At 70.8% G+C, this 22,145-nt stretch carries 21 protein-coding genes; 13 read left to right on the top strand and 8 right to left on the bottom strand.

Annotation, left to right across the window (positions count from 1 at the left end; genetic code table 11):
• Nucleotides 1–123 precede the first annotated feature (123 nt).
• From FLP10_RS07065 to FLP10_RS07055, 3 genes are all read left to right on the top strand, one after another.
• Nucleotides 124–2,106, top strand: coding sequence for a glycosyl hydrolase family 18 protein (locus tag FLP10_RS07065; protein WP_149160224.1), 1,983 nt, complete (start codon nt 124–126; stop codon nt 2,104–2,106).
• A 78-nt stretch (nt 2,107–2,184) separates the two neighbouring features.
• The gene (locus tag FLP10_RS07060) at nt 2,185–3,330 is read left to right on the top strand and encodes a hypothetical protein (RefSeq protein WP_149160223.1); all 1,146 of its coding nucleotides are present in this window, start codon (nt 2,185–2,187) and stop codon (nt 3,328–3,330) included.
• A 251-nt stretch (nt 3,331–3,581) separates the two neighbouring features.
• A complete protein-coding gene (locus FLP10_RS07055; RefSeq protein ID WP_168209127.1) occupies nt 3,582–4,700 on the top strand; it encodes an ROK family protein in 1,119 nt (372 codons plus the stop codon).
• A gap of 89 nt (nt 4,701–4,789) precedes the next feature.
• On the opposite strand, the gene FLP10_RS07050 is transcribed toward FLP10_RS07055, so the two are convergent.
• Genes FLP10_RS07050 through FLP10_RS07040 form a run of 3 tightly spaced genes read right to left on the bottom strand, consistent with a single transcriptional unit; the run spans nt 4,790 to nt 8,017 of the window.
• Complete coding sequence (locus FLP10_RS07050) at nt 4,790–5,698, bottom strand: carbohydrate ABC transporter permease (protein ID WP_210418494.1); 909 nt, start codon at nt 5,696–5,698, stop codon at nt 4,790–4,792.
• A 3-nt stretch (nt 5,699–5,701) separates the two neighbouring features.
• Nucleotides 5,702–6,715 carry a carbohydrate ABC transporter permease gene (locus FLP10_RS07045; RefSeq protein WP_149160221.1) on the bottom strand — a complete coding sequence of 338 codons (1,014 nt, stop codon included), beginning with the start codon at nt 6,713–6,715 and terminating at the stop codon, nt 5,702–5,704.
• Between the two features lie 51 nt (nt 6,716–6,766).
• Nucleotides 6,767–8,017, bottom strand: a complete 1,251-nt coding sequence (locus FLP10_RS07040; protein WP_149160220.1) for an extracellular solute-binding protein — start codon at nt 8,015–8,017, stop codon at nt 6,767–6,769.
• A gap of 333 nt (nt 8,018–8,350) precedes the next feature.
• On the opposite strand from FLP10_RS07040, the gene FLP10_RS07035 reads away from it, so the two are divergent.
• The 6 genes from FLP10_RS07035 (at nt 8,351) to FLP10_RS07010 (ending at nt 13,378) form a co-directional block, all read left to right on the top strand.
• Nucleotides 8,351–9,247: an SIS domain-containing protein gene (locus tag FLP10_RS07035; protein ID WP_149160219.1), complete on the top strand. Its 897-nt coding sequence runs from the start codon at nt 8,351–8,353 to the stop codon at nt 9,245–9,247.
• Nucleotides 9,244–10,194 carry an ROK family protein gene (locus FLP10_RS07030; protein ID WP_246150253.1) on the top strand — a complete coding sequence of 317 codons (951 nt, stop codon included), beginning with the start codon at nt 9,244–9,246 and terminating at the stop codon, nt 10,192–10,194. The genes FLP10_RS07035 and FLP10_RS07030 overlap by 4 nt, the downstream gene beginning before the upstream one ends.
• Nucleotides 10,191–11,186, top strand: coding sequence for a 1-phosphofructokinase family hexose kinase (locus tag FLP10_RS07025; RefSeq protein ID WP_149160218.1), 996 nt, complete (start codon nt 10,191–10,193; stop codon nt 11,184–11,186). The genes FLP10_RS07030 and FLP10_RS07025 overlap by 4 nt, the downstream gene beginning before the upstream one ends.
• Complete coding sequence (locus tag FLP10_RS07020) at nt 11,183–12,031, top strand: class II fructose-bisphosphate aldolase (RefSeq protein ID WP_149160217.1); 849 nt, start codon at nt 11,183–11,185, stop codon at nt 12,029–12,031. The genes FLP10_RS07025 and FLP10_RS07020 overlap by 4 nt, the downstream gene beginning before the upstream one ends.
• Entirely contained in the window at nt 12,028–12,813 is a 786-nt protein-coding gene (locus FLP10_RS07015) for a DeoR/GlpR family DNA-binding transcription regulator (protein ID WP_149160216.1), read from the top strand. The genes FLP10_RS07020 and FLP10_RS07015 overlap by 4 nt, the downstream gene beginning before the upstream one ends.
• 130 nt (nt 12,814–12,943) lie before the next feature.
• Nucleotides 12,944–13,378, top strand: a complete 435-nt coding sequence (locus tag FLP10_RS07010; protein WP_149160215.1) for a hypothetical protein — start codon at nt 12,944–12,946, stop codon at nt 13,376–13,378.
• 69 nt (nt 13,379–13,447) lie between these two features.
• Here the strand turns inward: FLP10_RS07010 and ku are convergent, their stop codons facing one another.
• On the bottom strand, nt 13,448–14,407 hold the full coding sequence (ku, locus tag FLP10_RS07005; protein WP_149160214.1) for a non-homologous end joining protein Ku: 960 nt from the start codon (nt 14,405–14,407) through the stop codon (nt 13,448–13,450).
• A 198-nt stretch (nt 14,408–14,605) separates the two neighbouring features.
• On the opposite strand from ku, the gene FLP10_RS07000 reads away from it, so the two are divergent.
• Together FLP10_RS07000 and FLP10_RS06995 are read left to right on the top strand one after the other, a co-directional pair.
• The gene (locus FLP10_RS07000; RefSeq protein ID WP_149160213.1) at nt 14,606–17,041 is read left to right on the top strand and encodes an ATP-dependent DNA ligase; all 2,436 of its coding nucleotides are present in this window, start codon (nt 14,606–14,608) and stop codon (nt 17,039–17,041) included.
• A 101-nt stretch (nt 17,042–17,142) separates the two neighbouring features.
• Nucleotides 17,143–17,544 (top strand): DUF7882 family protein, encoded by a 402-nt coding sequence (locus tag FLP10_RS06995; RefSeq protein ID WP_246150251.1) that lies wholly within the window; start codon nt 17,143–17,145, stop codon nt 17,542–17,544.
• 22 nt (nt 17,545–17,566) lie between these two features.
• Here the strand turns inward: FLP10_RS06995 and FLP10_RS06990 are convergent, their stop codons facing one another.
• From FLP10_RS06990 to FLP10_RS06980, 3 genes are read right to left on the bottom strand one after another with little or no spacing between them, the layout of a single operon-like run.
• Nucleotides 17,567–18,571, bottom strand: coding sequence for a DNA topoisomerase IB (locus FLP10_RS06990; protein ID WP_246150249.1), 1,005 nt, complete (start codon nt 18,569–18,571; stop codon nt 17,567–17,569).
• Nucleotides 18,572–18,575: 4 nt separating this feature from the next.
• A complete protein-coding gene (locus tag FLP10_RS06985; RefSeq protein ID WP_149160211.1) occupies nt 18,576–18,842 on the bottom strand; it encodes a DUF7218 family protein in 267 nt (88 codons plus the stop codon).
• 41 nt (nt 18,843–18,883) lie between these two features.
• Nucleotides 18,884–19,768, bottom strand: coding sequence for an SDR family oxidoreductase (locus tag FLP10_RS06980; protein ID WP_149160210.1), 885 nt, complete (start codon nt 19,766–19,768; stop codon nt 18,884–18,886).
• A gap of 270 nt (nt 19,769–20,038) precedes the next feature.
• Between FLP10_RS06980 and FLP10_RS17385 the strand changes: the two genes are divergently transcribed.
• The gene (locus tag FLP10_RS17385) at nt 20,039–20,206 is read left to right on the top strand and encodes a hypothetical protein (RefSeq protein ID WP_168209126.1); all 168 of its coding nucleotides are present in this window, start codon (nt 20,039–20,041) and stop codon (nt 20,204–20,206) included.
• Between the two features lie 127 nt (nt 20,207–20,333).
• Here the strand turns inward: FLP10_RS17385 and FLP10_RS06975 are convergent, their stop codons facing one another.
• The gene (locus tag FLP10_RS06975; protein WP_149160209.1) at nt 20,334–20,657 is read right to left on the bottom strand and encodes a DUF7882 family protein; all 324 of its coding nucleotides are present in this window, start codon (nt 20,655–20,657) and stop codon (nt 20,334–20,336) included.
• 108 nt (nt 20,658–20,765) lie between these two features.
• On the opposite strand from FLP10_RS06975, the gene FLP10_RS06970 reads away from it, so the two are divergent.
• Complete coding sequence (locus FLP10_RS06970; RefSeq protein WP_246150247.1) at nt 20,766–21,773, top strand: LacI family DNA-binding transcriptional regulator; 1,008 nt, start codon at nt 20,766–20,768, stop codon at nt 21,771–21,773.
• The last annotated feature ends 372 nt before the right edge of the window (nt 21,774–22,145 follow it).

Raw genomic sequence — 22,145 nt, 5'->3', positions numbered from 1 at the left:
CACCCGCGGGAGACGCCCGTCCGGGTCGTCTCCTCCTGCTCGGAAGGACGGATCCACTTGCGATACACATCACCACCTCGAACGCGGGCGAGAGCCCGTACGGGTCGCGCGATCGCGACCCTGTTGGCCGCGGGGGCGGTCACCGCCTCGCTGCTCACCGCGCCGGCCGCATTCGCGGACTCCGGCGCGGGTGAGGAAGTGCCGGCGCCCACCACGCCGATCATCGGCGGCTACCTCCTGCAGACGGTGCCGAACTTCGCGCCGATCGAGATGGACCTGGTCACGCACTTCTACTGGGCCTTCTCGACGATCCGCGACGGGAAGTGCACGACCGCGAGCCAAGCCGGAATCGACGCCGTGAAGGCGGAGCGAGCCAAGCGCCCCGACCTGAAGATCATCCGGTCGATCGGCGGATGGGGCGCCGGCGGGTTCTCCGACGCCGCAGCGACGCCCGCATCGCGCGAGGCGTTCGTGAAGTCGTGCATGGACGCGTTCATCGCGAACGGTGCGGTCGACGGGTTCGACATCGACTGGGAGTTCCCGGTCAGCGGCGGACTCAACAACATCGGGTACCGTGCCGAGGACCGCGAGAACGTGAACCTGCTGGTCGACGAGTTCCGGCGGCAGCTGAACGCGTACGCTGACGCGAACGGCCGCGACCGTCGCGACTTCCTGCTCGCGGCGGCGCTGCCGGCCGGTCGTTGGCAGGACTCGGGCAACAACGTCACCGGTGCGCCGTACGACGTGCTCAAGAGCTTCGACCTCGAGTACCTCGGCCGAACTCTCGACACCATCAACATCATGACGTACGACATGGGCACCGGGTATTCGCCGGTCTCGATGTTCAACCAGCCGTTGTACAACCACCCGCTCGACAACACGGGCGACCCGTACAACAGCATCGACGCGGCCGTGAAGCTCTACCTCTCGGAGGGCGTGCCCGCCGAGAAGATCACCCTGGGGGCCGAGTTCACCCTCCAGCGTGGCTTCCTCGTGACGAGCACCGAGAACAACGGGCTGTTCCAGACGTGGACGGCGACCGGCTGCGGCTCGGCCACGATGGCCAACGCGCTCAACCCGGCGGCATCCGCGCTCATCAACTGGGATGCCGACGTGTACTCGCCGTACATCTGGGATCCCGCCGCCAAGCGTCTGTGCAGCTTCGAGAACGCCCAGTCGCTCGAGATCCGGGCCGAGTACGCGAAGCGGATGGGCTTGAACGGGTTCTTCTCGTGGGAGCTCCGCGGCGACGCGCAGAACAGCCAGCTGCGCGCGGTAGCGCGTGGGTTCCTCGGTGACGACGCGGTGAACGCCGCGCCCGCGCCGACCGTGACGGGTGCCTCCGTGGCAGCCGTCGCCGGCCAGGAGTTCACCGCCGAGGTCGCTCGCGTGACGGGCAGCTCCGCCGCGAACCTGACCGCGGTGATCAACTGGGGCGACAACACGACGGGCGTGGCCACGGTCAAGTCGATCGGCGGTGGGGTGTTCTCGATCGAGGGCACGCACACCTACGGCGCGACGGGCAGCTACCCGCTGACGGTCGCGGTCGTCGACCCCGACCCGATCAACTCGCGCATGGTGAACGCGTCGGTCTCGGTGGGCACGGTGCTGCCCGAGCAGCAGACGATCACGGTCGATGTCAACGGCGGTCAGCTGTCGCTCGACGTCACCGACACGTCGCCGATCGACCTCGGTGCGATCACATTGAACGGCGAGGACCAGACCGTCGACGGCGCCCTGCACGCGGTGTCGGTGTTCGATGGCCGCGGCACGAACCAGGGGTGGACGCTCACCGGACAGGTGACCGACTTCCGTGGTTCGCTGCAGGGATCGATCGCCGCCGACAACCTCGGGTGGACCCCGTCGTCGTCGGTCGTCGACCGCGCGTCGCTCGGCCTCGTGCACACCAACCTCACGCAGCCGGTCGTCGTGACCGGCCCGGAGCAGAAGCCTGGAACCGGCCTCGGAACGCCGCGCACGTTGTGCAACGGCGGGGTTGGTGCCAGCTCGGGCGGGTTCACGTGCGGTGGCGGCCTCAAGCTGGGTGTCCCCTACGACACTCCGGCTGGAACATACACTGGCGTGCTGACGCTGACGCTCATCTGATCGAGGCTCCGGGGAGGGGCGGGCTCCTCCGCCCCTCCCCGGCGCTCGGTCCCGGTCTTCGACGACGAAGGGTTCCACATGTCCATCGCACTTCGCTGGAGCGGCCCGATCTCCATCGCAGCAGCACTGCTCATGGCCTCCGTCTCGATCGCGCCGGCCGAGGCCGTCGTCCGTGCCGAGGACGAGGCCGGGATCCGCTGGGCCGTCGCGCCGGCGCCGGCCGCCGACGGGGGCGCACGCCAGGTGCTCCTCATCGACGCGCAGCCAGGCGAGACGCTGTCCGACACGGTCGACGTCTCGAACCTCGGCGCCTCCGCGTTGACGCTCGACGTCTACGCCACGGACGCGCTCAACACCGAGTCGGGGGACTTCACGTTGCTTCCGGCGTCGGAACCGCCGCAGGATGCCGGCACCTGGATCTCGCTCGATGCCGGGCGCGTCGAGGTGGCTCCCGCGACCGCCGTGCGGATCCCAATCACCATCAGCGTCCCGGACGACGCGACGCCCGGCGATCACGCTGCCGGGATCGTCGCCAGCCGTTTCGTCGCGGGCCCCGCCGGCGGCTCGGGGCTCGCGGTCGACCAACGCGTCGGCACCCGGGTCTTCGTCCGCGTCGCCGGGGCGCTCGCGCCGGGATTCGAGCTGACGATCAGCGGTGTCGACTACAACCCGTGGCTCTTCCCGGTCGCGAATCCCGCGGCGCGCGTCGACTACGAGATCCGCAACACGGGGAACGTCGCGCTGGGCGGCGACCTCGGCGGCCGGCTCACCGGACCATTCGGGCTGCCGCTCGGAGGCGGGCCTTCGGCGCCGGTTCCGCTCGTATTGCCCGGGCAGTCGGTGCACGGCACCCTCTCCTCGAGCGACGCGCTGCCGATCGGACTCCTCGACGCCGCCGTGACGCTCACCTCCGACACCGAGACCCCGTTCGGAACGGTGGACGCGGTGATCGTCGAGACGTCGCAGCGCGTGCCGGCCGTGCCATGGGTGGTCGTGGTGATCCTCCTCGCGGGCGTGGCAGCACTCGTCGTGCGGGGCGTCCGCCGTCGGCGGCGCCGGCGATCGACCGCCGGGGCCCCGGCCGACGCCGCGGCCCCGGCCGCCGCGGCCCCGGCTGACGCCGCGGACCCGGTTGGCGAGGTCGCGGAAGCCGCGCCCGACAGTGTCGACCGGACGGGTGGCGACCTCCTCGACGACCCCGCCGCGGCCGACCGCGTTCACTGAAGAATCCGTCCCGATCCCACCGTCGACGTGCGCGCACGGACACGTGCGCGTACTAAGATGTGCTGTCGCTCAGGCAGGTCGCCGGATCCCCGGCGATCACGCGGGGCATGCATGTCCGGACACGGGCCAGGAGGGACCGAATGTTTGGAGCATCGACGAGCTTGCTGTACCCCGAAGAACGCGTGCAATGGGGGTCGGCCTCCAATGCCGATGTCCGGAAGCGGAACCTCACCATTGCACTGCAACACGTCATGCTGCACGACGGAGAGAGCACCCGTGCCGAGATCGTGCGAGTCACGAGCCTGACCTCGGCCACGGTGTCGTCCCTGCTCGCGCAGCTCATCGCCGACGGATACGTCGAAGATGCCGGCCAGGCCGAGAGCACCGGCGGCAAACGCCCCACCACGCTGCGCATCAACCGTCATCGCCACGGCATCCTCTCGATCGTCGCGCGCCCGCGACGTCTGCGCGGAGCCGTCCTCGACCTCACCGGCACCATCGTCGAGGTCATCGAGCGCCGGCTCGACCACGCGCTCCAGCCGTCAGACGTCGACGCGTTCACGACCGAGCTGATCGGGAGCACCTCGCTCCATCCGATCGCCATCGCGCTCCAGGTGCCCGGCACCACGAACCGCACCGAGGTGCTCGAGAGCGTGCAGCTCAAGTGGGAGAACGTCGGGCTCGACAGCCTGCTCGGCTCGCACGCGGGCATTCCGGCATTCCTCGTCAACGACGCCGACGCAGGGTCGATCGCCGAGGGGGTGCAGGGCGGCGATCCGAGCGAGAACTCGGTGTTCGTGCACCTCGGCGAGGGCGTGGGCATCGCGGTGATGCTCGCCGGTCGGCTCCTGCACGGTCCGGCTGCGAGCGCGGGCGAGATCGGCCACGTGCGCGTCCAGTTCGGCGAGGAGCAGATCAGGTGCCGATGCGGTCGCTACGGATGCCTCGAGGCGGTGAGCTCGCTCGCGGCGATGCTCGGGTCGAGCTTCTCCGACGACCTCGAACCTGACGAGATCCGCTCGATCGTCGAGTCGGCGGAGACCCGGGGCATCATCGAGCTCGGTGCGCTCACGCTCGCACGCACGCTCCAGATGGTCTGCGCGACGCTGAACGTGCGCTCCATCGTGATCGGCGGCGCGGGTGTGTACCTCGGAGACGCGTTCATCGACGTCCTCAACGACGAGCTCGAGCACGAGCCCGGCCGGGGCGCCACGCCTCCGACCGCCCGCTACGCCGTCAACTCCGACATCTTCCTCGGCGGTGCGCAGTACGCGCTGGCGGAGACGCTCGGCGTTCGCTGGCGTCGCATCGAGTCGGGCGACGTCGAGGTTCCCGAACCCGACGAGGCGTCCGAGGCGCTCGCGGGCTGACGCCGCGGCGCCGCCCCGAGGCATCCGCCCGACGCCGACGACGAGGGGCCGACCCGCCGCGTCGGCCGCCTGAGACCGGCCGTACCCGCCTACTTCACGCTGCCCGCCGTCAGCCCGCCGACGAGTCGCTTCTCGATGAGCATGAAGAGCACCACGACGGGGATGATCGCCACGATCGACACGCCGAACACGTACTGCCAGCTCGTCTCGTACTGGCCGACGAACTTCGTGAGGGCCACCGACAGCGGCTGGTTGCCCGCGGTCGAGAGGATCACGAGCGACGCGGCGAACTCGTTCCAGCAGGCGACGAAGGTGAACACGATCGCGGTCACGATGCCGGGCCAGACGAGCGGCAGGTTGATGCGGAACAGCACCGTGAGGCGGCCGGCTCCGTCGATCTGCGCGGCCTCGTCGACCTCCTTCGGGATGCCGGCGAAGAACGAGTGCATGATCCACACCGCGAACGACAGGTTGAACGCGGCGTTGATGAAGATCATCGCGCCCCAGGTGTCGATCATGCCGAGCGCGAGGAACTGGCGGAACAGACCGGAGGTCAACACCGCCGGCTGCAGCATCTGGGTCACGATGACGAGGAAGAGGAACACCATGCGACCCGGGAACCGGAATCGGGCGGTGTAGTACGCCGCGGGCATCGCGACGGCGAGGACGAGCAGCGTTGCGAACACCGAGATGACGATCGTCGAGATGAGGTTCTGCACGAGCGGCGTCTCGGGCGTCGACCACATCGTGAGGTAGTTCTCCCAGTGCCACTCGGTCGGGAAGTAGGTGGGGTCGACCGAGCGGATCTGCGACTTCGTCTTCACCGAGCCGAAGAACATGATCGAGTACGGCAGGATGAACACGCCGAGCACGATGAGCCCCGCGAGCATGCGCAGCAGCACGCGCCCGATGGGCACCTGATCCTCGGTGTAGCGGCGACGCCGGCGGGACGCCGCGGGCGGCGCGATGGTCTCGAAGGCGGGGGCGGTGACGGCCATCGCTCAGACCTCCTTCATGGGCTTGACGACCCGCACGTACACCGCGACGATCACGATGACGATGATGAAGGCGACGACCGACAGCGCGCTGGCGACGTCGATCTTGTGCTGGTTCTGGATGTACTTGAAGATCATCGTCATGATCGTGTCGGCGTCGTAGCCGGGTATCGATCCGGTCATCACCTTCAGGATCGGCAGCGAGTTGAAGACGTTGATGATGTTGATGAGCACGGCGACGCTGAGCGCGCTGCGCAGCTGGGGCAGCACGACGCCGAAGTAGGTGCGCACCGGGCCGGCGCCGTCCATCTTGGCGGCTTCGAGCACGTCGCCCGGAACGGTCGCGAGGCCCGCGAGGATCGTGTAGGTCGTGAACGGCAGTGAGACGAAGATCGCGACCACGATCGACCAGGCGAACGCCGTGGCGGGGTTGCGGGTCCAGCCGTACCCCTCGGGGGTGGTCACGAGCCCGATGTCGACGAGGAACGTGTTGATGATGCCGAAGTACGGCTCGAGGCCGTAGTAGACGACCATCGTCGTCATGACGACGGACGCGGCCCAGGGGATGATCACCGCGAGCCGCACGATGCGGCGACCCGGGAAGGCCTTGTCGAGGATCTGCGCGAGCCCGAGCGAGATGAGCACCGTCACGCCCACGACCACCACGACCCAGATGATGGTGCGGCCGAAGATCGGCCAGAAGTAGGGGAACGAGAAGACCTCGACGTAGTTCGCGAATCCGATGCCGCCCCGGTCGACACCGGACTGCGAGATGTCGCGCGTCGAGTTGAAGAACATCACGCCGGCGGGGAAGAACACCACGCCGACGATGAGCAGCAGGGCGGGCCCGATCCAGGGCAGCGCGTGGAGCAGGTCGCGCCCGCCGGGGCGGCGCTGGGCGGGCCCCGCGGATGCTCCGGAGCCGGATGTCCCGGAGTCGCCGCCGCGACGCCCCGCGGAGCGGGGGCGGCCCGAGGCCGCCCCCGCCGGGGTCGATGAGGTGCCGGTCGTGGTGCTCATGAGTCGATCGTCACCGATCCCTTTCCGTGGAACGTGGCTGGCGCGGCCGGGTCAGCTCGCGTCGACCTGGGCCTGGATCTCGGTCAGCACGTCCTGCGCCGGCTTCGTCTGGATCTGGCCGAACAGCGCCTTGAACGCGCCATCGGTCGCCTGCCACTGCGGGTTGGTCGACGGGTAGAACTGCGCATCGGGGAGCACCTCGAGGAACGGCGCGAGCGCCTCCTCGCCCGACAGCGCGTCAGCGCCCGACTTCGTCACCGGCAGGAAGCCCTCGGTCTGCACCCACGGCACGTACACGTCGGCCGAGTAGTAGTAGTCGAAGAACTTGGTGATCGCGTCCTGCTTGTCCCCGTCGTTCTTGAACGCCATCAGCTGGTCCATGACGCCCAGCGTGAAGGCCGAGCCGTCCTGTGTGGGGATCGGCACGATCGAGTAGTCGAGGTCGGGGTTGTTGTCGGCGATCTGGCCGACCGTCGGCGGCAGGCCGACCTGCATGCCGATCTTGCCCTGGATGAAGATGTCCATGAGCGGCGAGCGGTTGGTCGAGCCCGGGTCGGCCTGAGTGGCGCCCGCGTCGATCATCTTCTTGATCTGCTCGGCGCCGGGCAGGTTCGACGGGTCGTCGACGGTGATCGCGTCGGCGTCGCCGAACGTGCCGCCGCCGCCCCACAGCCATACGGCCGCCTCGGCCTGCGCCTCCTCCGAGCCGAGCGGCATGCCGTAGCCGGCGATGCCGTTGCCGAGCGCCGAGATCTTGGTGGCGGCGTCGAGCAGCTCGTCCCACGTCGTGGGCGGCTGGGCGACACCGGCCTGCTCGAGCAGCGCGTTGTTCACGAACAGCGCGCGGGCCGAGGCGATGAGGGGCAGCGCGTAGGCGGTGCCGTCGACCTCGGCGTTGGCCAGGAACGAGTCCTGGAAGTCGCTGAGCGTGTCGGCCGACACGACGTCCTCGACGGGGTAGAGCAGGTCGTCGGCCGCGAAGCCGGCGAACGGGCCGCCGTTGTAGATGTCGGGGGCTTCGCCGCCCTGCACCTTGGTGGCGATGACCGATTCGAGGTTGTCCCACGACTGCACCTCGAGCTTGACGGTGATGTCGGGGTTCTCGGCCTCGAACCCGTCGACCACGTCCTCCCAGAGACCCTGGGTGTTGTCGGAGTAGCTGGGCACGAGCAGGTCGAGGGTGGTCTTGCCCTCGGCGTCACCGCCGTCGGTCGAGCCGCCGCCGAAGCCGCAGGACGAGAGCGTCAGCGAGGCCGCCGCGGCGAGCGCGATGGCGGCGCTGTACCGCACAGTCTTCTTCATCGATGTGTTCCTCACTCTGGTGGATGGTGCACCGCAGCGAGTGGTTCGTCGCGTCGGTGCGGCGGCTCAGGTCCCGCCGGTCGCCACACAACCAGCCTGACGTTTCCTGAACGTTTCGGCGATGAAATGATCAGTTTCATTCACCCGGGGTGAATCTAGGCGCATCGGTCGACTCGCGTCAACCGCTCTGCCCGATTCGTTATCGGATTTTGTTCAGAGTCCTGCCTTACCTTCGACTTTGTCAAGTGGAAGCTTGAACGTGATTGATAGACAGATCAAACAATCATCTGCAATCATCGATGCCATCACCACCACGACCTCGCAGGAGCCGCAATGACCGACGCCCGACCCGACTCGCACATGGCCGCCGAGCTTGCGAGCCAACCCGACCTCTGGCAGCGTGCGGCCGACGCGACCGACCTGCAGGCTCGCCTGCCCGAGCGCGGCGCACGGGTCGCCGTCATCGGCTGCGGCACATCGTGGTTCATCGCGCAGGCCTACGCCTGGTTGCGCGAGGCGGGCGGATACGGCGAGACCGACGCGTTCGCGGCATCCGAGGCCCCGGTCGACCGCGACTACGACGCCGTCGTCGCGCTCACCCGCTCGGGCACCACGACCGAAGTGCTCGACTTCGTGACCCGCCTGAACGGCAGCGTGCGCACCATCGGCGTCATCGGCGACGAGGAGTCGCCGCTCGTCGCCCGGGTCGACGACGCGATCACCTTGCCGTTCGCCGACGAGCAGTCGGTCGTGCAGACCCGGTTCGCCACGACGGCGCTCGCCCTGTTCCGCGCGTCGCTCGGGGAGTCGCTCGACGGCGCGGTCGCCGATGCTCGCACGGCGCTCGCCGAGGAGCTCGCGCCCGAGCTGGTCGACGCCGAGCAGTACACCTTCCTCGGCCGTGGCTGGTCGTACGGCCTCGCCCAGGAGGCGGCGCTCAAGATGCGCGAGGCGTCGCAGTCGTGGACCGAGTCGTACCCGTCGATGGAGTACCGCCACGGGCCGCTCGCGATCGCCGCGCCCGGCCGGGTGACCTGGCAGTTCGGCGCGGCGCCCGAGGGCCTCGCCGCCGATGTCGCCGCCACCGGCGCCCGCTTCGAACAGGGCCGCCTCGACCCGATGGCCGAACTCGTCCGCGTCCACCGCGTCGCCCTCGCCCGGGCCGAAGCGCGCGGCCTCGACCCCGACCGCCCGCGCAGCCTCACGCGCTCGGTCATCCTCGGCTCGTGACCGACCGGCCCGACGCTCCGCTCGGCGACGGGCCGGTCGTGCTCGCGGCCGACGTCGGCGGCACCGACACCAAGTCGGCCCTCGTCGACGCGTCGGGGCGCGTGCTCGGCCTCCGGCGCACGCGCACCCCGCGCGACGCGTCCGACCCGGCGGGGGCGATCGTCGCCCACCTCGCGCGGCTCGCCGAGGGGTACCGAGCACAGTTCCCCGACGTCCGGCCGGTCGCGGCCGGGCTCAGCGTGCCGGGGCTGGTCGACGAGACGTCGGGCACAGCGGTGTTCTCGAGCAACCTCGGCTGGCGCGACGCGCCGATGCGGGCGCTGGCGGAGTCGACGCTCGGGCTTCCGACGGCCTTCGGCCACGACGTGCGCGCCGCGGGCGACGCCGAGCACCGGCTGGGCGCCGCCCGCGGATTCGACGACGCCATCGTGGTGGTGATCGGCACCGGCATCGCGGGGGCCATCATCGTCGACGGCCGCCCCCACGCGAGCGGTGGCTACGCGGGCGAGATCGGGCACTCGCTGAGCGATCCGGCCGGCGAGCGCTGCGCGTGCGGCGCGGTCGGATGCCTCGAGACCATCGCGTCGGCCAGTGCCGTCGCCCGGCGGTACGCGAGCCGGTCGGGCATCGGCGTGCCCGGCGCCCGCGAGGTGCTCGCCGCGGCGAGCTCGGGCGACGCGATCGCCGCCGCGGTGTGGGACGAGGCGGTCGACGCGCTCGCCGAGCAGTTCGCGCGGCTCGTCGCGACGCTCGCGCCCGAGGCGATCGTGATCGGCGGCGGGCTCGCCGAGGCCGGCTCCGCCCTCTTCGACCCGCTCGGGCAGCGGCTCGACGCGCTGCTGTCGTTCCACCGCCGGCCGGTGCTCGTCCGCGCCGCGCTCGGTGACGACGCGGGGCTGCTCGGCACCGCGCTCGCCGCCCGCGATCTCGTCGGGCAGGGCGCATGATCCTCACGGTCACGCCGAACCCGGCCCTCGACCTGACCTGGCACGCCGATCGGCTCGAGCCCGGGCGCACGCACCGGGTGCCGCCCGGCGCCGTGCGGGCGGGCGGCAAGGGGCTCAACGTCGCACGCGTGCTGCACGCCCAGGGCATCGACGTGGTCGCGCTCGCGACCGCGGGCGGCGCGAGCGGCGCCGAGCTCGCGGCCGACCTCGAGCGCACCGGCATCCGCCACAGGCTCGTTCCCGTGGCGGGCGCGACCCGGCGCAGCCTCGCGATCGTGGACGACCACGCGGGGGAGGCGACCGTGCTCAACGAGTCGGGAGCGCCGCTCGCGCCCGACGAGGTCGCCGCACTGCTCGACGAGGCCGTGCGGCTCGCGGCCGAGGCATCCGTCGTCGCCGTCTCGGGCAGCCTGCCGCCCGGCCTCGCGCCCGAGGCGCTCGGCGACGCGGTCGCACGCTGGGTCGCGACGGGCGCGACCGTGGTCGCGGATGTCGCGGGGCCGGCGCTGCTCGCAGCGGCCCGCGCGCGGGCCGCAGTGCTGAAGCCGAATCGCGACGAACTCGCCGAGGCGCTCGGCGACGGCGACCCCGAGGCCGGTGCCCGACGGCTCCTCGAACTCGGCGCGGGGCTCGTCGTCGTTTCGCTCGGCGCGGACGGCCTGCTCGTCGTCGCGCCCGACCGGCCGCCGGTGCGCGCGAGGCTCGGGCGCGCGCTGCGCGGCAACGCCACCGGCGCGGGCGACGCGGCCGTCGCGGCGATCACCTCGGTGCTCGCCGAGAGTCTCGACGACGCGCGCGCCGAGCGGGGCGCCGCAGCCGGCCGCGCCGACACCGCCGTGCCGCTCGACGCAGCGGTGCTGCGCCGGCTCGCCCGTCGCGCCGTCGCCTGGTCGGCATCGGCGGTGCTGATGCCGCTCGCCGGCGACCTGCATCCGTCGCACGTCGATCTCGAACCCGAGGTTCTCCTCAGCCCCGACCAGGAGCCCGCATGACCCGCACCCCCACCATCGATCTGCTCGCCGAGGCCGCGCGCGACGGCCGCGCCGTCGGCGCCTTCAACGTGCTGCACCTCGAGACCGCCGAGGCGCTCGTCACCGCCGCCGAGCGCACGGGGCTGCCGGTGATCCTGCAGCTGTCCGAGAACTGCGTGCGATACCACGGCGCGCTCGAGCCCATCGGGCTCGCGACGCTCGCCATCGCCGACGCGTCGAGCGCGCGCGTGGCCGTGCATCTCGACCACGCCGAGGATCCCGCTCTCGCACTCGCCGCGATCGGCCTCGGCTTCGGATCGGTCATGTACGACGGCGCGAAGCTGCCGTTCGACGAGAACGTCGCGACCACGCAGCGCGTGGTCGCCGCTGCGCAGGCGGCCGGCGTCGCCGTCGAGGCCGAGCTCGGCGAGATCGGCGGAAAAGACGGTGCGCACGCACCCGGCGTGCGCACCGATCCCGACGAGGCCGCCCGGTTCGTCGCCGAGACCGGGGTCGACGCTCTCGCCGTCGCGGTCGGTTCGTCGCATGCCATGACCGAGCGCACCGCCGCCCTCGACCTCGAGCTCATCGCGCGCCTGCGCGACGCCGTGCCGGTGCCGCTCGTGCTGCACGGATCGTCGGGCGTGCCCGACGACACGCTCGTGCGGGGCATCCGTGCCGGACTCGTGAAGGTGAACGTGTCGACCCACCTGAACGTGCAGTTCACCGGCGCGGTGCGCGAGTACCTCGCGGAGCATCCGTCGACCGTAGACTCGCGGAAGATCCTCGCCGCCGGCCGCGCCGCTGTGGCCGACGAGGCGGCCCGCCTGCTCACCCTCTTCGCCGCGAAGGGAACCGACGGATGAATCGTGCCGAGCGCCTGAGCGCCATCCTCGACCTGCTCGCCGATGAGGGGCAGCTCGAGGTCGACGGACTCGTCGCCCAGCTCGGGATCTCGCCCGCGACCGCGCGCCGCGACCTCGACGCGCTCGCCGAGCAGCAGCTGCTCTCGCGCACCCGCGGCGGCGCCGTCGCGCACTCGGTCGCGTACGACCTGCCGATCCGCTACAAGCGTCAGCAGAACGCCGATGCGAAGGTCGCGATCGCGCGGGCCGCGAGCGAGCTCATCCCGCGCGGGTCGATCATCGGCCTGTGCGGCGGCACCACCGCGACGGCGATCGCCGACGCACTGATGGCGCGCGCCGACCTCATGGAGCCCGCGCCCGAGCCGAACCTCACCGTCGTGACCAACGCGATCAACATCGCCATGCAGCTCGCGATGCGCCCCCAGATCAAGACCGTCGTCACGGGCGGCGTGGTGCACGCCAGGTCGTACGAACTCGTCGGCGCCTACGCCGACGGCGTGCTCGAGGGGGTCAGCCTCGACCTCGCCTTCATCGGCGTGAACGGCATCGATCCCGAGTTCGGGCCGACCTCGCACGACGAGCGCGAGGCCGCGGTCAACGCGCAGATGGCCGCGCGCGCGACGCGCGCCGTGGTCGTGGCCGACTCGAGCAAGATCGACAAGCGGGCGTTCGCCGCGATCGGGCGGCCGCGGCTCTTCCAGACGCTCATCACCGACGACGGCGTCACCGACGAGCAGCGGGTGCGGCTGGTCGAGGCCGGGTTCGAGGTCGTCGTCGCCTGACGATCGCGCTGCGCCGGCGAGGTCGGATGCCTCGCGGCTGACGCGTCATGCGGATGCCTCGCCGTCTGCGCAACCCCCATGTCGGGGGTCACGGATAGACTGAGCCCAAACCACAACCTGGGAGACCAATATGCATCGGTTCACCATGCCCGCAGCCGCCGCCGCGATCGCGGGCGCCCTGCTGCTCGCCGGATGCGCTTCGACCGACGGATCGTCGGAGGCGAGCTCGTGCGACGTGATCAAGGTCGAGGTCCGCGACATCTCGAACGGCGCGCAGAACACCCTCGCCGCCGAGAGCGACCCCGCCGCCCTGTCCGACTATCTGTCGGGCCTGTCCGAGCGCGTCACCACGCTCGAGGGCGAGGCGCCGAACGACGACGTGAAGTCGGCCCTCGGCGACCTGAGCACGAGCATCGAGAACGCGGCCGGCTGGGCCGACGAGCAGCCGACCCCCGACCCCGAGGCCGAAGAGCCCGAGGGCCTCGACGCCGACGGCATCGCCGCCCAGCAGGAGTCCATCCAGGCCGCGGCCGTCAAGGTCACCGAGGTCTGCACGACCGACTGACGCACCGTCGGCGGGTGGCGGGCGGCGTGGTGCCGCCTGCCGCCCGGTCACGGCGAAGCGGGCCGCGTCCTAGGACGCGGCCTTCTTCTTCGCCGCGGGCTTGCGCTTCGGCGCGGGCTCGCCCGCGGCATCCGATCGCTTCGAGGACTTCGACGAGGTCGAGGTCTTCTTCTTCGTCGCCGAGCGCTTCGGTTGCGCGCCCTCATCCTCGGCGCCGCCCTCCTCGCCGGCCGCACCGCCGCTGCCGCCGCGCTTCGCGGCGATCGAGCGCCGCAGCGCCTCCATCAGGTCGATGACCTCGGCGCCGCCCTCCTCGGGCCGCTCGCCGAACGTCGCGGCCGTGTCGATCGCGTCGCCCTGCTCGAGCTTCGCCTGAATGAGGGTGCGCAGTTCCTGCTGGTACTCGTCGACGTACTGCGTCGGATCGAAGTCGGAGACCAGGCTCTCGACCAACTGCTTCGAGAGTTTCAGCTCGTTGTCCGAGATCTTGACCTTCTCGTCGAGGGCCGGGAACTCGGCGGCGCGCACCTCGTCGCTCCAGAGCAACGTCTGCACCATGAGCACGTCGCCGTGCACGCGCAGCGCCGCGAGCCGGGTCTTCTGCCGCAGGGCCATCCGCACGATCGCGGTTCGGTCGGTCGACTCGAGCGTCTCGCGCAGCAGCACGTACGCCTTCGACGACGCCGAGTCGGGTTCGAGGTAGTAGCTGCGGTCGAACATGATCGGGTCGATCTGCGCGGTCGGCACGAACTCGACGACCTCGATCTCGCGGCTGCGCTCGGCGGGCAGCTGCTTCAGATCCTGGTCGGTGATGACGACGGTGCGCTCGCCGTCGTCGTAGGCCTTGTCGATGTCCTGGTAGGCGACGACCTCGCCGTCGATCTCGCACACGCGCTGGTACCGGATGCGTCCGCCGTCGGCGGCGTGCACCTGATGCAGGCTCACGTCATGATCTTCGGTGGCGCTGTACAGCTTGACGGGCACATTGACGAGGCCGAATGTGACCGCCCCCTTCCAGACGGCTCGCATCCACCCAGTACACACCTCGGCGCGCCGCTCCGAAACCCCTTGCGGCCCGCCGCCCGCCCGCCCCGGTACGCAACTCAGGTACGGAGGTGTGTCGCGCGGCGATTCGAGCTCCGGGAGGACGACGCGCCGAGGGGAAGCCCGAACGGCGCACGTGATGGCCGGGCGCGGCGGGGCGGGTGCGGGTGCGAGGATGGGCGCATGGCTGCCGGGGAGGAACGCCAGACGGTCGAGGTCGATGGGCGGATGCTTCGCCTCACGAACCTCGGCAAGGTCATGTATCCGTCCACGGGCATGACCAAGGGCGAGGTGGTGTCGTACTACGCCGAGGTCGCGCCGGCCATGGTTCCGGTGGTCGCGGGGCGGCCGGTGACGCGCAAGCGCTGGGTGCACGGGGTCGGAACGGCGGATGCCCCGGGGGAGGTCTTCTTCGAGAAGAACCTCGCCGAGCACGCACCCGAGTGGGTGCGCCGCGGCACGATCCGCCACTCCGACGGGCCGAAGGACTACCCGATCGCCGACGACCGGGCGACGCTGGTGTGGCTCGCCCAGCAGGCGTCGCTCGAGGTGCACGTGCCGCAGTGGCGGTTCCTGCCCGACGGGTCGGCGGGCCACCCCGACCGGTTGGTGTTCGACCTCGATCCGGGCGAGGGCATGGGTTTGGTCGAGTGCGCCGAGGTGGCGCGGCTCGTGCGAGACATCCTGCAGCCCATCGGGCTCGACCCGATCCCGGTGACCAGCGGCAGCAAGGGCATCCACCTCTATGCGGCGCTCGACGGGTCGCAGACCTCGCAGCAGGCGTCGGAGGTCGCGCACGAGCTCGCCCGCGCGCTCGAGGCCGACCACCCCGACCTCATCGTGTCGAGCATGCGCAAGACGCTGCGCACCGGCCGGGTGCTCATCGACTGGAGTCAGAACAACGCCAACAAGACCACCATCGCGCCGTATTCGCTGCGCGGGCGCTTCCGGCCGACCGTCGCGGCGCCGCGCACGTGGGACGAGCTCGCCGACCCCGACCTGCGCCACCTCGAGTGGACCGAGGTGCTCGCCCGGCTGGCCGACGGTGTCGACCCCTTCGCGCCGATCTCACGTGCGAGCGGCGCCGGCCCGCTCGCCGCGTACCTCTCGATGCGCAGCGCGGATGCCACGCCCGAACCCATGCCCGCATCGGCATGGGCCGTGCCGGCCGACGGAACCCCCAGGTTCGTCATCCAGGATCACCACGCACGGGCCGACCACCACGACCTGCGGCTCGAACGCGACGGCGTGCTGCGCAGCTGGGCGGTGCCCAAGGGCGTGCCCGAGACATCCGGAGTGAACCATCTCGCGGTGCAGACCGAAGACCACCCGATCGAGTACCTGACGTTCGAAGGCAGTATTCCGAAGGGGGAGTACGGGGCGGGCTCGATGACCATCTGGGACACCGGCACCTACTCGGTCGAGAAGTGGCGCGACGACGAGATCATCGCGACGCTGACGGGTCGGCCGGGAGGCCCGCTCGGTTCGGTGCGGGTGGCGCTCATCCGCACGAACGGCGACGGCGAGAAGTCGAACTGGCTGCTGCACCGCATGAAGGACCAGCGAGCGGATGCCTCGGCCCCGGCGACGCACTCCTCAGGAACGTCGGCACGCGATTCAGGTGCGGCTCCTGAGACGAGCACAGCGGCTCCGGAGAGAAGCAATCTGCGGCCGATGCTCGCGACGCCGGGCACGGCGGGGCTCGTCGGCGGCGAGGACTGGGCGCTCGAGTGGAAATGGGACGGCATCCGCGTGCTCGCCCGCGTCGACGACGGTGTCGTGCGCCTCACGAGTCGCAGCGGCCGCGACGAGACCGCGCGCTACCCCGAGCTCGCCGGGCTCGCGAGCGCACTGCGTGCCGACGCGGTCGTCGACGGCGAGCTCGTCGCCCTCGACGAGCAGGGGCGGCCGAGCTTCGAGCTCATGCAGCCCCGCATGAACCTCGTCGACCCTCGCGAGATCGCCGGGCTCGCGGCGTCCGTGCCGGTGCGCCTCCTGCTCTTCGACGTGCTCGACGTCGCGGGTGTGCCGACCATCGACGAGCCCTATGAGCAGCGCCGCGTCCGTCTCGAGAGGTTGCTGCGGCCGGGAACCGAGCTGCCCGTCGAGGTGCCGCCGCTCGCCGAAGGAACCCCCGCCGAGGCGCTCGAAGGGGCCGAGCGTCGCGGGTACGAGGGCGTCGTCGCGAAACGGCTCGGGTCGCGGTACCGCCCGGGCGTGCGCAGCCCCGACTGGGTGAAGCTGAAGCTCAGCCGCACGCAGGAGGTCGTCGTCGGCGGGTACCGGCGCGGCGTCGGCTCCCGCACGGGGCTGATCCGCTCGCTGCTGGTCGGCATTCCCGGTGCCGACGGCCGGCTCGAGTACGCCGGCAGGGTCGGCAGCGGCATCGGCGAGCGGCAGGGTCGCGCCCTGCTCCAGGCGCTGCGCGAGATCGAGACGGATGTCTCGCCCTTCGTCGAGGTGCCCGCAGCCGACGCCTCCGACGCGCAATGGGTCGAACCGCGGCTCGTCGGCGAGCTCGAGTTCGGCGAGTGGACGAGTACCGGGGTGGCGAGGCATCCGCGCTGGCGGGGTCTGCGGCCCGACAAGTCGCCCGGCGACGTCGTGCGCGAGGCCTGACCCCCCCCGAACGGGCGGGAAGAGGTGATCGAACCACACCGCAGTCGTCCGCTTTCGAATCGGGGACAGATGTTCGGATGTCGCGGGGGTACGATTCGCATATGGGTACCCTCTACTACGGCGATTCCGGCACCCCGATCGGTATCGAAGATCGGGCGCTGGCGCATGTCAAGGTCGCCATCGTCACCAAGCTCCGCCGGGGGGAAGCCTTCACGCTCTCGTGGCGGCACCCCGAAGACCAGCCGCGTGGCCGCAGCACACTGTGGATCCACCAGTCCATCCCGCTGCGATTCGTGTTCGACACGCCCGAGACACCCGAGCTGAGCCGGGAGTGGATCGAAGACCTGATGCGGTCGGCGAACTCCACCGGCGGCATCCAGCTCATCGAGCAGCACATCGACACCGAGCCGATCCCGGCTGTCGAGACCCAGCCGGTGCTGTCGACCGGCGCGCCCGACACCCCCGTGGGCCTGGTCGCCGTCGACCCGGCGGCCAGCGCGTAGGACGCGGCTGCATCCATCGGGCTCAGCCTCCGCGGGCGGACTCCGTCTCGACCGGCGCGGGGTCGACCGCGAGCAGGTCGAGCAGCGCCCGCTCGGGCGCACGGCGCCCCGACAGCACGCGGCCCTGTTCATAGGCCGTGACGATGCGCGGGTCCACGTAGCTCGCCTTCGCGATCGCCGGCGTGTTGCCGAGCGCCGTGGCGGCCGCGACGATCGCCTCGCGCACCGCGGCCGCCCGGGCCCGCCCGGTGCCCGCGGTGCCGAGCTCGGCGAGCTGCTGCGCGGCCACGATCGTGCCCCGCAGCGTGCGGAAGTCCTTCGCCGTGAAGTCTCCGCCCGTGCGCATGCGGATGTCGTCGTTCACGTCGGCCGCGCCGAGTGCGCGCGCCCGCCTGGCCGTCTCGACGCGCCACGCGTACAGCCGCGAGGCGGGCGAACGCTCGCCCGACCGCTCCACGTAGGCCGCGAGCGGGGCGTCGGCGAGCTGCACGCGCTGGGCGATGCCGCCCTTCGCGCGGAACCGCAGCTCGACGTGCTCGCCGTCGACCGCGGCATTGCGCACCAGCAGGGTCGTGAGCCCGCGGCTGCGCGCCTCGGCGAGCGATTCCTCCGATCCGATGCGGATCCCGCCGAGGTCGAGCGTGCGGAACGCCGCGGCCAGCGCACGCTCGCGCGGCAGTTCGTCGAGCGAGAGGTCGCGTGTCACCGTGCGGCGCGCCGCCGGGAGGGCGAGCGCGAGGCGAGTCATCCGCTCGAACTTCTCGAGATCCTGCCGCTCGCGCCACGCGGGGTGGTAGAGGTACTGGCGCCGCCCTGCCGCATCGACTCCGACCGCCAGCAGGTGCGCGTTCGGGGCATCCGAGATCCACACCTCGGTCCACGCCGGCGGTACCGCCAGCTCGGCGATGCGCGCCCGCTCGGCGCGACCGGCCAGCCCGCCGTCGGCGTGCACATATGCGAACCCGGCGCCGCGCCGCACCCTGCGGTAGCCCGGCGAGGCGTACGGCTCGACCCGGCGGAGGCGCACCACCTCAGTGGTTGCGCAGTGCGCTGATCAGCTCGGACTTGCGCTTCGAGCTGTAGCCCGTCAAGCCGAGCTCCTTCGCGCGTTTCTTCAGCTGGTCGACGGTCCAATCCTCGTAGTCGCCCGACTTGCCGCCCTTGCGGCCGACGGCGCTGCGCCCCCTCGCGGCGGCAGCGTTCGAGATGCGCGCCGCCTTCTCCTTCGAGTCGCCCTCGTCGCGGAGCTTCTCGTAGAGCTCGGGATCCTTCAGCGAACGGTTGCGTGAACCTGGCATGGTGTCCTCCTTCGTGCTCGCCGTCGTGGTGACGTCGCTCTTCAGAGCGGACGCCCGCCCGTGACCGGCAGGATCGCGCCCGACACGTACGACGCGTCATCCGACGCGAGGTAGACGTAGGCGCCCGCGAGTTCGGCGGGCTGTCCCGCCCGACCCAGCGGAGTGTTGTGCCCGAACTCGGGCAGTTTGTCGGGCCACCCGGTCGCCGGGATCAGCGGCGTCCAGATCGGGCCCGGCGCGACCGCGTTCACCCGGATGCCTCGGGGCCCGAGCTCCTCGGCCAGCGCCTTCGTGAAGGCGACCAGCGCGGCCTTGGTCATCGCGTAGTCGACGAGCGAACTCGAGGGGTCGAACCCCTGGATGGAGGTCGTCGTGATGATCGAGGACCCGCCGCGCAGGTGCGGCACCGCCGCCCGGGTCAGGAAGATCGGCGCGAACAGGTTCACCCGCATGACCGTCTCGAAGTCGTCGGTCGGGATCTCGTCGATGCCGCCCCGGTTGCGCTGGTGGGCCGCGTTCAGCACGAGCAGGTCGAGACCGCCGAACGTCGAGCGCACGCGCCCGATCAGGTCGTTGCAGAACGACTCGTCGCGCAGGTCGCCGGGCATCATGAGCGGCATCCGGCCGGCGTCCTCGATCCAGCGGGCGGTCTCCTCCGCGTCGGAGTCCTCCTCGGGCAGGTACGAGATGGCGACATCCGCGCCCTCGCGTGCGAACGCGATCGCGATTGCCCGACCGATACCGGAGTCGCCGCCCGTGATGAGCGCCTTGCGCCCCACCAGGCGGTTCGCGCCTCGATAGCTCTGCTCGCCGTGATCGGGCAGCGGATGCATCTGGTCGGTCAGGCCCGGAGGCCGCTGCTCCTGGCGCGGGAACGGGTCGGTCGTGTGCTTCGTGGTGGGATCGATGAGGTGGTCATTGTGCATGGCAGACCTTCCTTCCCATGCCCTCGACGGTAGGCCCCGACATCCGCTGCCCTCAAAGGGTTGACAGCACCCGGCCCGACGGATGCCATGCCCGCGCGGCGCGATCGCGCCCACGGCTAGCACCGCGCGCACATGGCGGTCAAGGCCTATCCGCGGGGGCACCGACCTCCGTAGCGTCGAGGACGTGGGAGCTGAACGCGTCCCTCCGCCCGGCCCGTGCGGCCGGCCCGCGCCGCTCAACCCGGCCCGGGACTTCCCAAGGAGAATGCCATGAACATCCTCATCGCCATCATCGCCATCGTCGCCATCGTGCTGCTCTTCACGGGCGGTTTCGTGCAGTCCCTGAACTTCCTGCTCTGGGTCGGCATCGCGCTGCTGGTGATCGCTGCGATCGTGTTCCTCGTGCGCTACATCTCAGGCGGCAAGAAGGCGGTGTAACCACCGCCCAGGGTCGTCGACCCGCGCAGACGCTCGAAGGGGCGCCCCGTCAGGGGCGCCCCTTCGTCATGCCGCCAAGGCCCTCATGCCGCCGCGGCGCTCGTGCGCGGCATCCGTGATCGAGGATTCAGTCGCCCTCGAACTCCTCCTGCTGCTCGGGCTCGGGCACCCAGTGCAGGCCCGCCGTGCTGTTGGCCGTCAGCAGGAACTGCTCGACCCAGAGCCGATTCAGCTTCGGCTGGCGGTTGCCGCTGAACACGAACTGCAGCGGGATCGACTCGTGCAGCCAGATCGTCGTGCGCCCGCTGCCGTTCTCGAGTCCGTGCTCCCAGGTCATGGCGAAGCTCTCGGAGCGGCGCAGTTTGTTCAGGATCGCCACCCGCAAGTGAGCGAGCGTGCGGTCGTCGATCTCGAGCTCGCGCGCGGAGGAGTTGTAGATGAGCTTGCCCATGCAGGAAGCGTAGTTCGTCGCGATGCGCGACGGCGCAGCCATGGGGGAGCGCCCGTACCCGGAGCCCGATTGTCGTGTTCTTGCGTCCAGCGTCCTACGATTGCAGCCATGTCGAGACGACTTGCGGATGTCGCGCGGAAGGTCGGAGTCAGCGAGGCCACGGTCAGCCGCGTGCTGAACGGCAAGCCCGGGGTCTCCGCCTCCACCCGCGAAGCGGTGCTCACCGCGCTCGACGTGCTCGGCTACGAACGACCCACGAAGCTGCGTGGTGAACGCGCCCGCCTGGTCGGGCTGGTGATGCCCGAGCTGCAGAACCCGATCTTCCCCGCGCTCGCCGAGGCGATCGGCGGCGGGCTCGCGCAGAACGGCTTCACCCCGGTGCTGTGCATCCAGACGGCCGGCGGCATCTCGGAGTCGGACTACGTCGAGCTGCTGCTGCACCAGCAGGTGTCGGGCGTGATCTTCGCGGGCGGCGCGTACACGCAGGCGGACGCCGGCCACGAGCACTACGAGCGGCTGCGCGAGCTGAAGCTGCCGACCGTGCTCGTCAGTGCGCCCATCGACGAGATCGGTTTCGCGACGGTCTCGTGCGACGACGTCGTGTCGATGGAGCAGGCCTTCGGGCACCTGGTGCAGCTCGGCCACGAGCGCATCGGCATCCTGCTCGGGCCGAGCGACCACATGCCCTCGCGGCGCAAGCACGAAGCGGCGCTGCGCATGGCGGAGCGGCACGGAATCGAGCTCGGCGACGACCGGGTGGTGCACTCGTTCTATTCGCTCGAGTCGGGCCAGACCGCGGCGACGAAGCTGCTCGCGGCCGGAGTGACCGGCATCGTATGCGCGAGCGACCCGATGGCGCTCGGGGCCGTGCGGGCGGTGCGCCGCGCCGGATTGCGCGTACCCGAGGACGTCTCGGTCATCGGCTACGACGACTCGGCGCTCATGAATTGCACCGAGCCCCCGCTCACCACGGTGCGCCAACCCATCGAGGCGATGGGCAAGATGGTGATCGAGCTGCTCATGCGCCAGATGTCGAGCGACCGCCGCATCGGCGACGAGGTGCTCTTCGCCCCCGAGCTCGTGGTGCGGGCGTCGACGGCACCGGCGCCGCGCTGACGCCCTTCCCTCCGCCACACCGCTTCCTCCGCCACGCGCCCTCCTCCGCCCCAGGCTCAGCCGCCGCCCCCACCTTCTCGCCTCGCCACGGGAACACATTCGAGGCTAGGGAGGACGTTCCCCGACAGAAGTGTTCCCAATCCTCCAACGTGTTCCGTGGCAGGCAGGGGCAGGGGCAGGGGCAGGGGCAGGGGCAGGGAGGTGGGAGGTGGGAGGGGTGGCTTGCGCGGAATCTGCAAGTGACATCCGCAAGTTCACGCAAGTCGTCGCAAACTGATGCCTGATTGTTGAATAGTTGCATCATTCTGTTGCTCTCATTACGTTGACGGACATCGACGCCGTCGTCCTCCGATCGGTGTCGCGCGAACGCCA

The sequence above is a fragment of the Agromyces intestinalis genome, from assembly GCF_008365295.1.
Classification (GTDB): domain Bacteria; phylum Actinomycetota; class Actinomycetes; order Actinomycetales; family Microbacteriaceae; genus Agromyces; species Agromyces intestinalis.
The sequence above is the reverse complement of the archived record's forward strand: the minus strand, read 5'-3'. Positions and strand labels throughout refer to the sequence as shown.

What these genes read in the sequence shown, in the direction of transcription:
- FLP10_RS07015 (WP_149160216.1), top strand. Translation starts at nt 12,028, where the DNA reads ATGAATCGTGCCGAGCGCCTGAGCGCCATCCTCGACCTGCTCGCCGAT.
- ku (WP_149160214.1), bottom strand. Translation starts at nt 14,407, where the DNA reads ATGCGAGCCGTCTGGAAGGGGGCGGTCACATTCGGCCTCGTCAATGTG.
- FLP10_RS06970 (WP_246150247.1), top strand. Translation starts at nt 20,766, where the DNA reads ATGTCGAGACGACTTGCGGATGTCGCGCGGAAGGTCGGAGTCAGCGAG.
- FLP10_RS07020 (WP_149160217.1), top strand. Translation starts at nt 11,183, where the DNA reads ATGACCCGCACCCCCACCATCGATCTGCTCGCCGAGGCCGCGCGCGAC.
- FLP10_RS06980 (WP_149160210.1), bottom strand. Translation starts at nt 19,768, where the DNA reads ATGCACAATGACCACCTCATCGATCCCACCACGAAGCACACGACCGAC.
- FLP10_RS07055 (WP_168209127.1), top strand. Translation starts at nt 3,582, where the DNA reads ATGCTGCACGACGGAGAGAGCACCCGTGCCGAGATCGTGCGAGTCACG.
- FLP10_RS06995 (WP_246150251.1), top strand. Translation starts at nt 17,143, where the DNA reads ATGGGTACCCTCTACTACGGCGATTCCGGCACCCCGATCGGTATCGAA.
- FLP10_RS06985 (WP_149160211.1), bottom strand. Translation starts at nt 18,842, where the DNA reads ATGCCAGGTTCACGCAACCGTTCGCTGAAGGATCCCGAGCTCTACGAG.
- FLP10_RS17385 (WP_168209126.1), top strand. Translation starts at nt 20,039, where the DNA reads ATGAACATCCTCATCGCCATCATCGCCATCGTCGCCATCGTGCTGCTC.
- FLP10_RS07000 (WP_149160213.1), top strand. Translation starts at nt 14,606, where the DNA reads ATGGCTGCCGGGGAGGAACGCCAGACGGTCGAGGTCGATGGGCGGATG.
- FLP10_RS06975 (WP_149160209.1), bottom strand. Translation starts at nt 20,657, where the DNA reads ATGGGCAAGCTCATCTACAACTCCTCCGCGCGCGAGCTCGAGATCGAC.
- FLP10_RS07035 (WP_149160219.1), top strand. Translation starts at nt 8,351, where the DNA reads ATGACCGACGCCCGACCCGACTCGCACATGGCCGCCGAGCTTGCGAGC.
- FLP10_RS07040 (WP_149160220.1), bottom strand. Translation starts at nt 8,017, where the DNA reads ATGAAGAAGACTGTGCGGTACAGCGCCGCCATCGCGCTCGCCGCGGCG.
- FLP10_RS07060 (WP_149160223.1), top strand. Translation starts at nt 2,185, where the DNA reads ATGTCCATCGCACTTCGCTGGAGCGGCCCGATCTCCATCGCAGCAGCA.
- FLP10_RS07025 (WP_149160218.1), top strand. Translation starts at nt 10,191, where the DNA reads ATGATCCTCACGGTCACGCCGAACCCGGCCCTCGACCTGACCTGGCAC.
- FLP10_RS07045 (WP_149160221.1), bottom strand. Translation starts at nt 6,715, where the DNA reads ATGAGCACCACGACCGGCACCTCATCGACCCCGGCGGGGGCGGCCTCG.
- FLP10_RS07050 (WP_210418494.1), bottom strand. Translation starts at nt 5,698, where the DNA reads ATGGCCGTCACCGCCCCCGCCTTCGAGACCATCGCGCCGCCCGCGGCG.
- FLP10_RS07010 (WP_149160215.1), top strand. Translation starts at nt 12,944, where the DNA reads ATGCATCGGTTCACCATGCCCGCAGCCGCCGCCGCGATCGCGGGCGCC.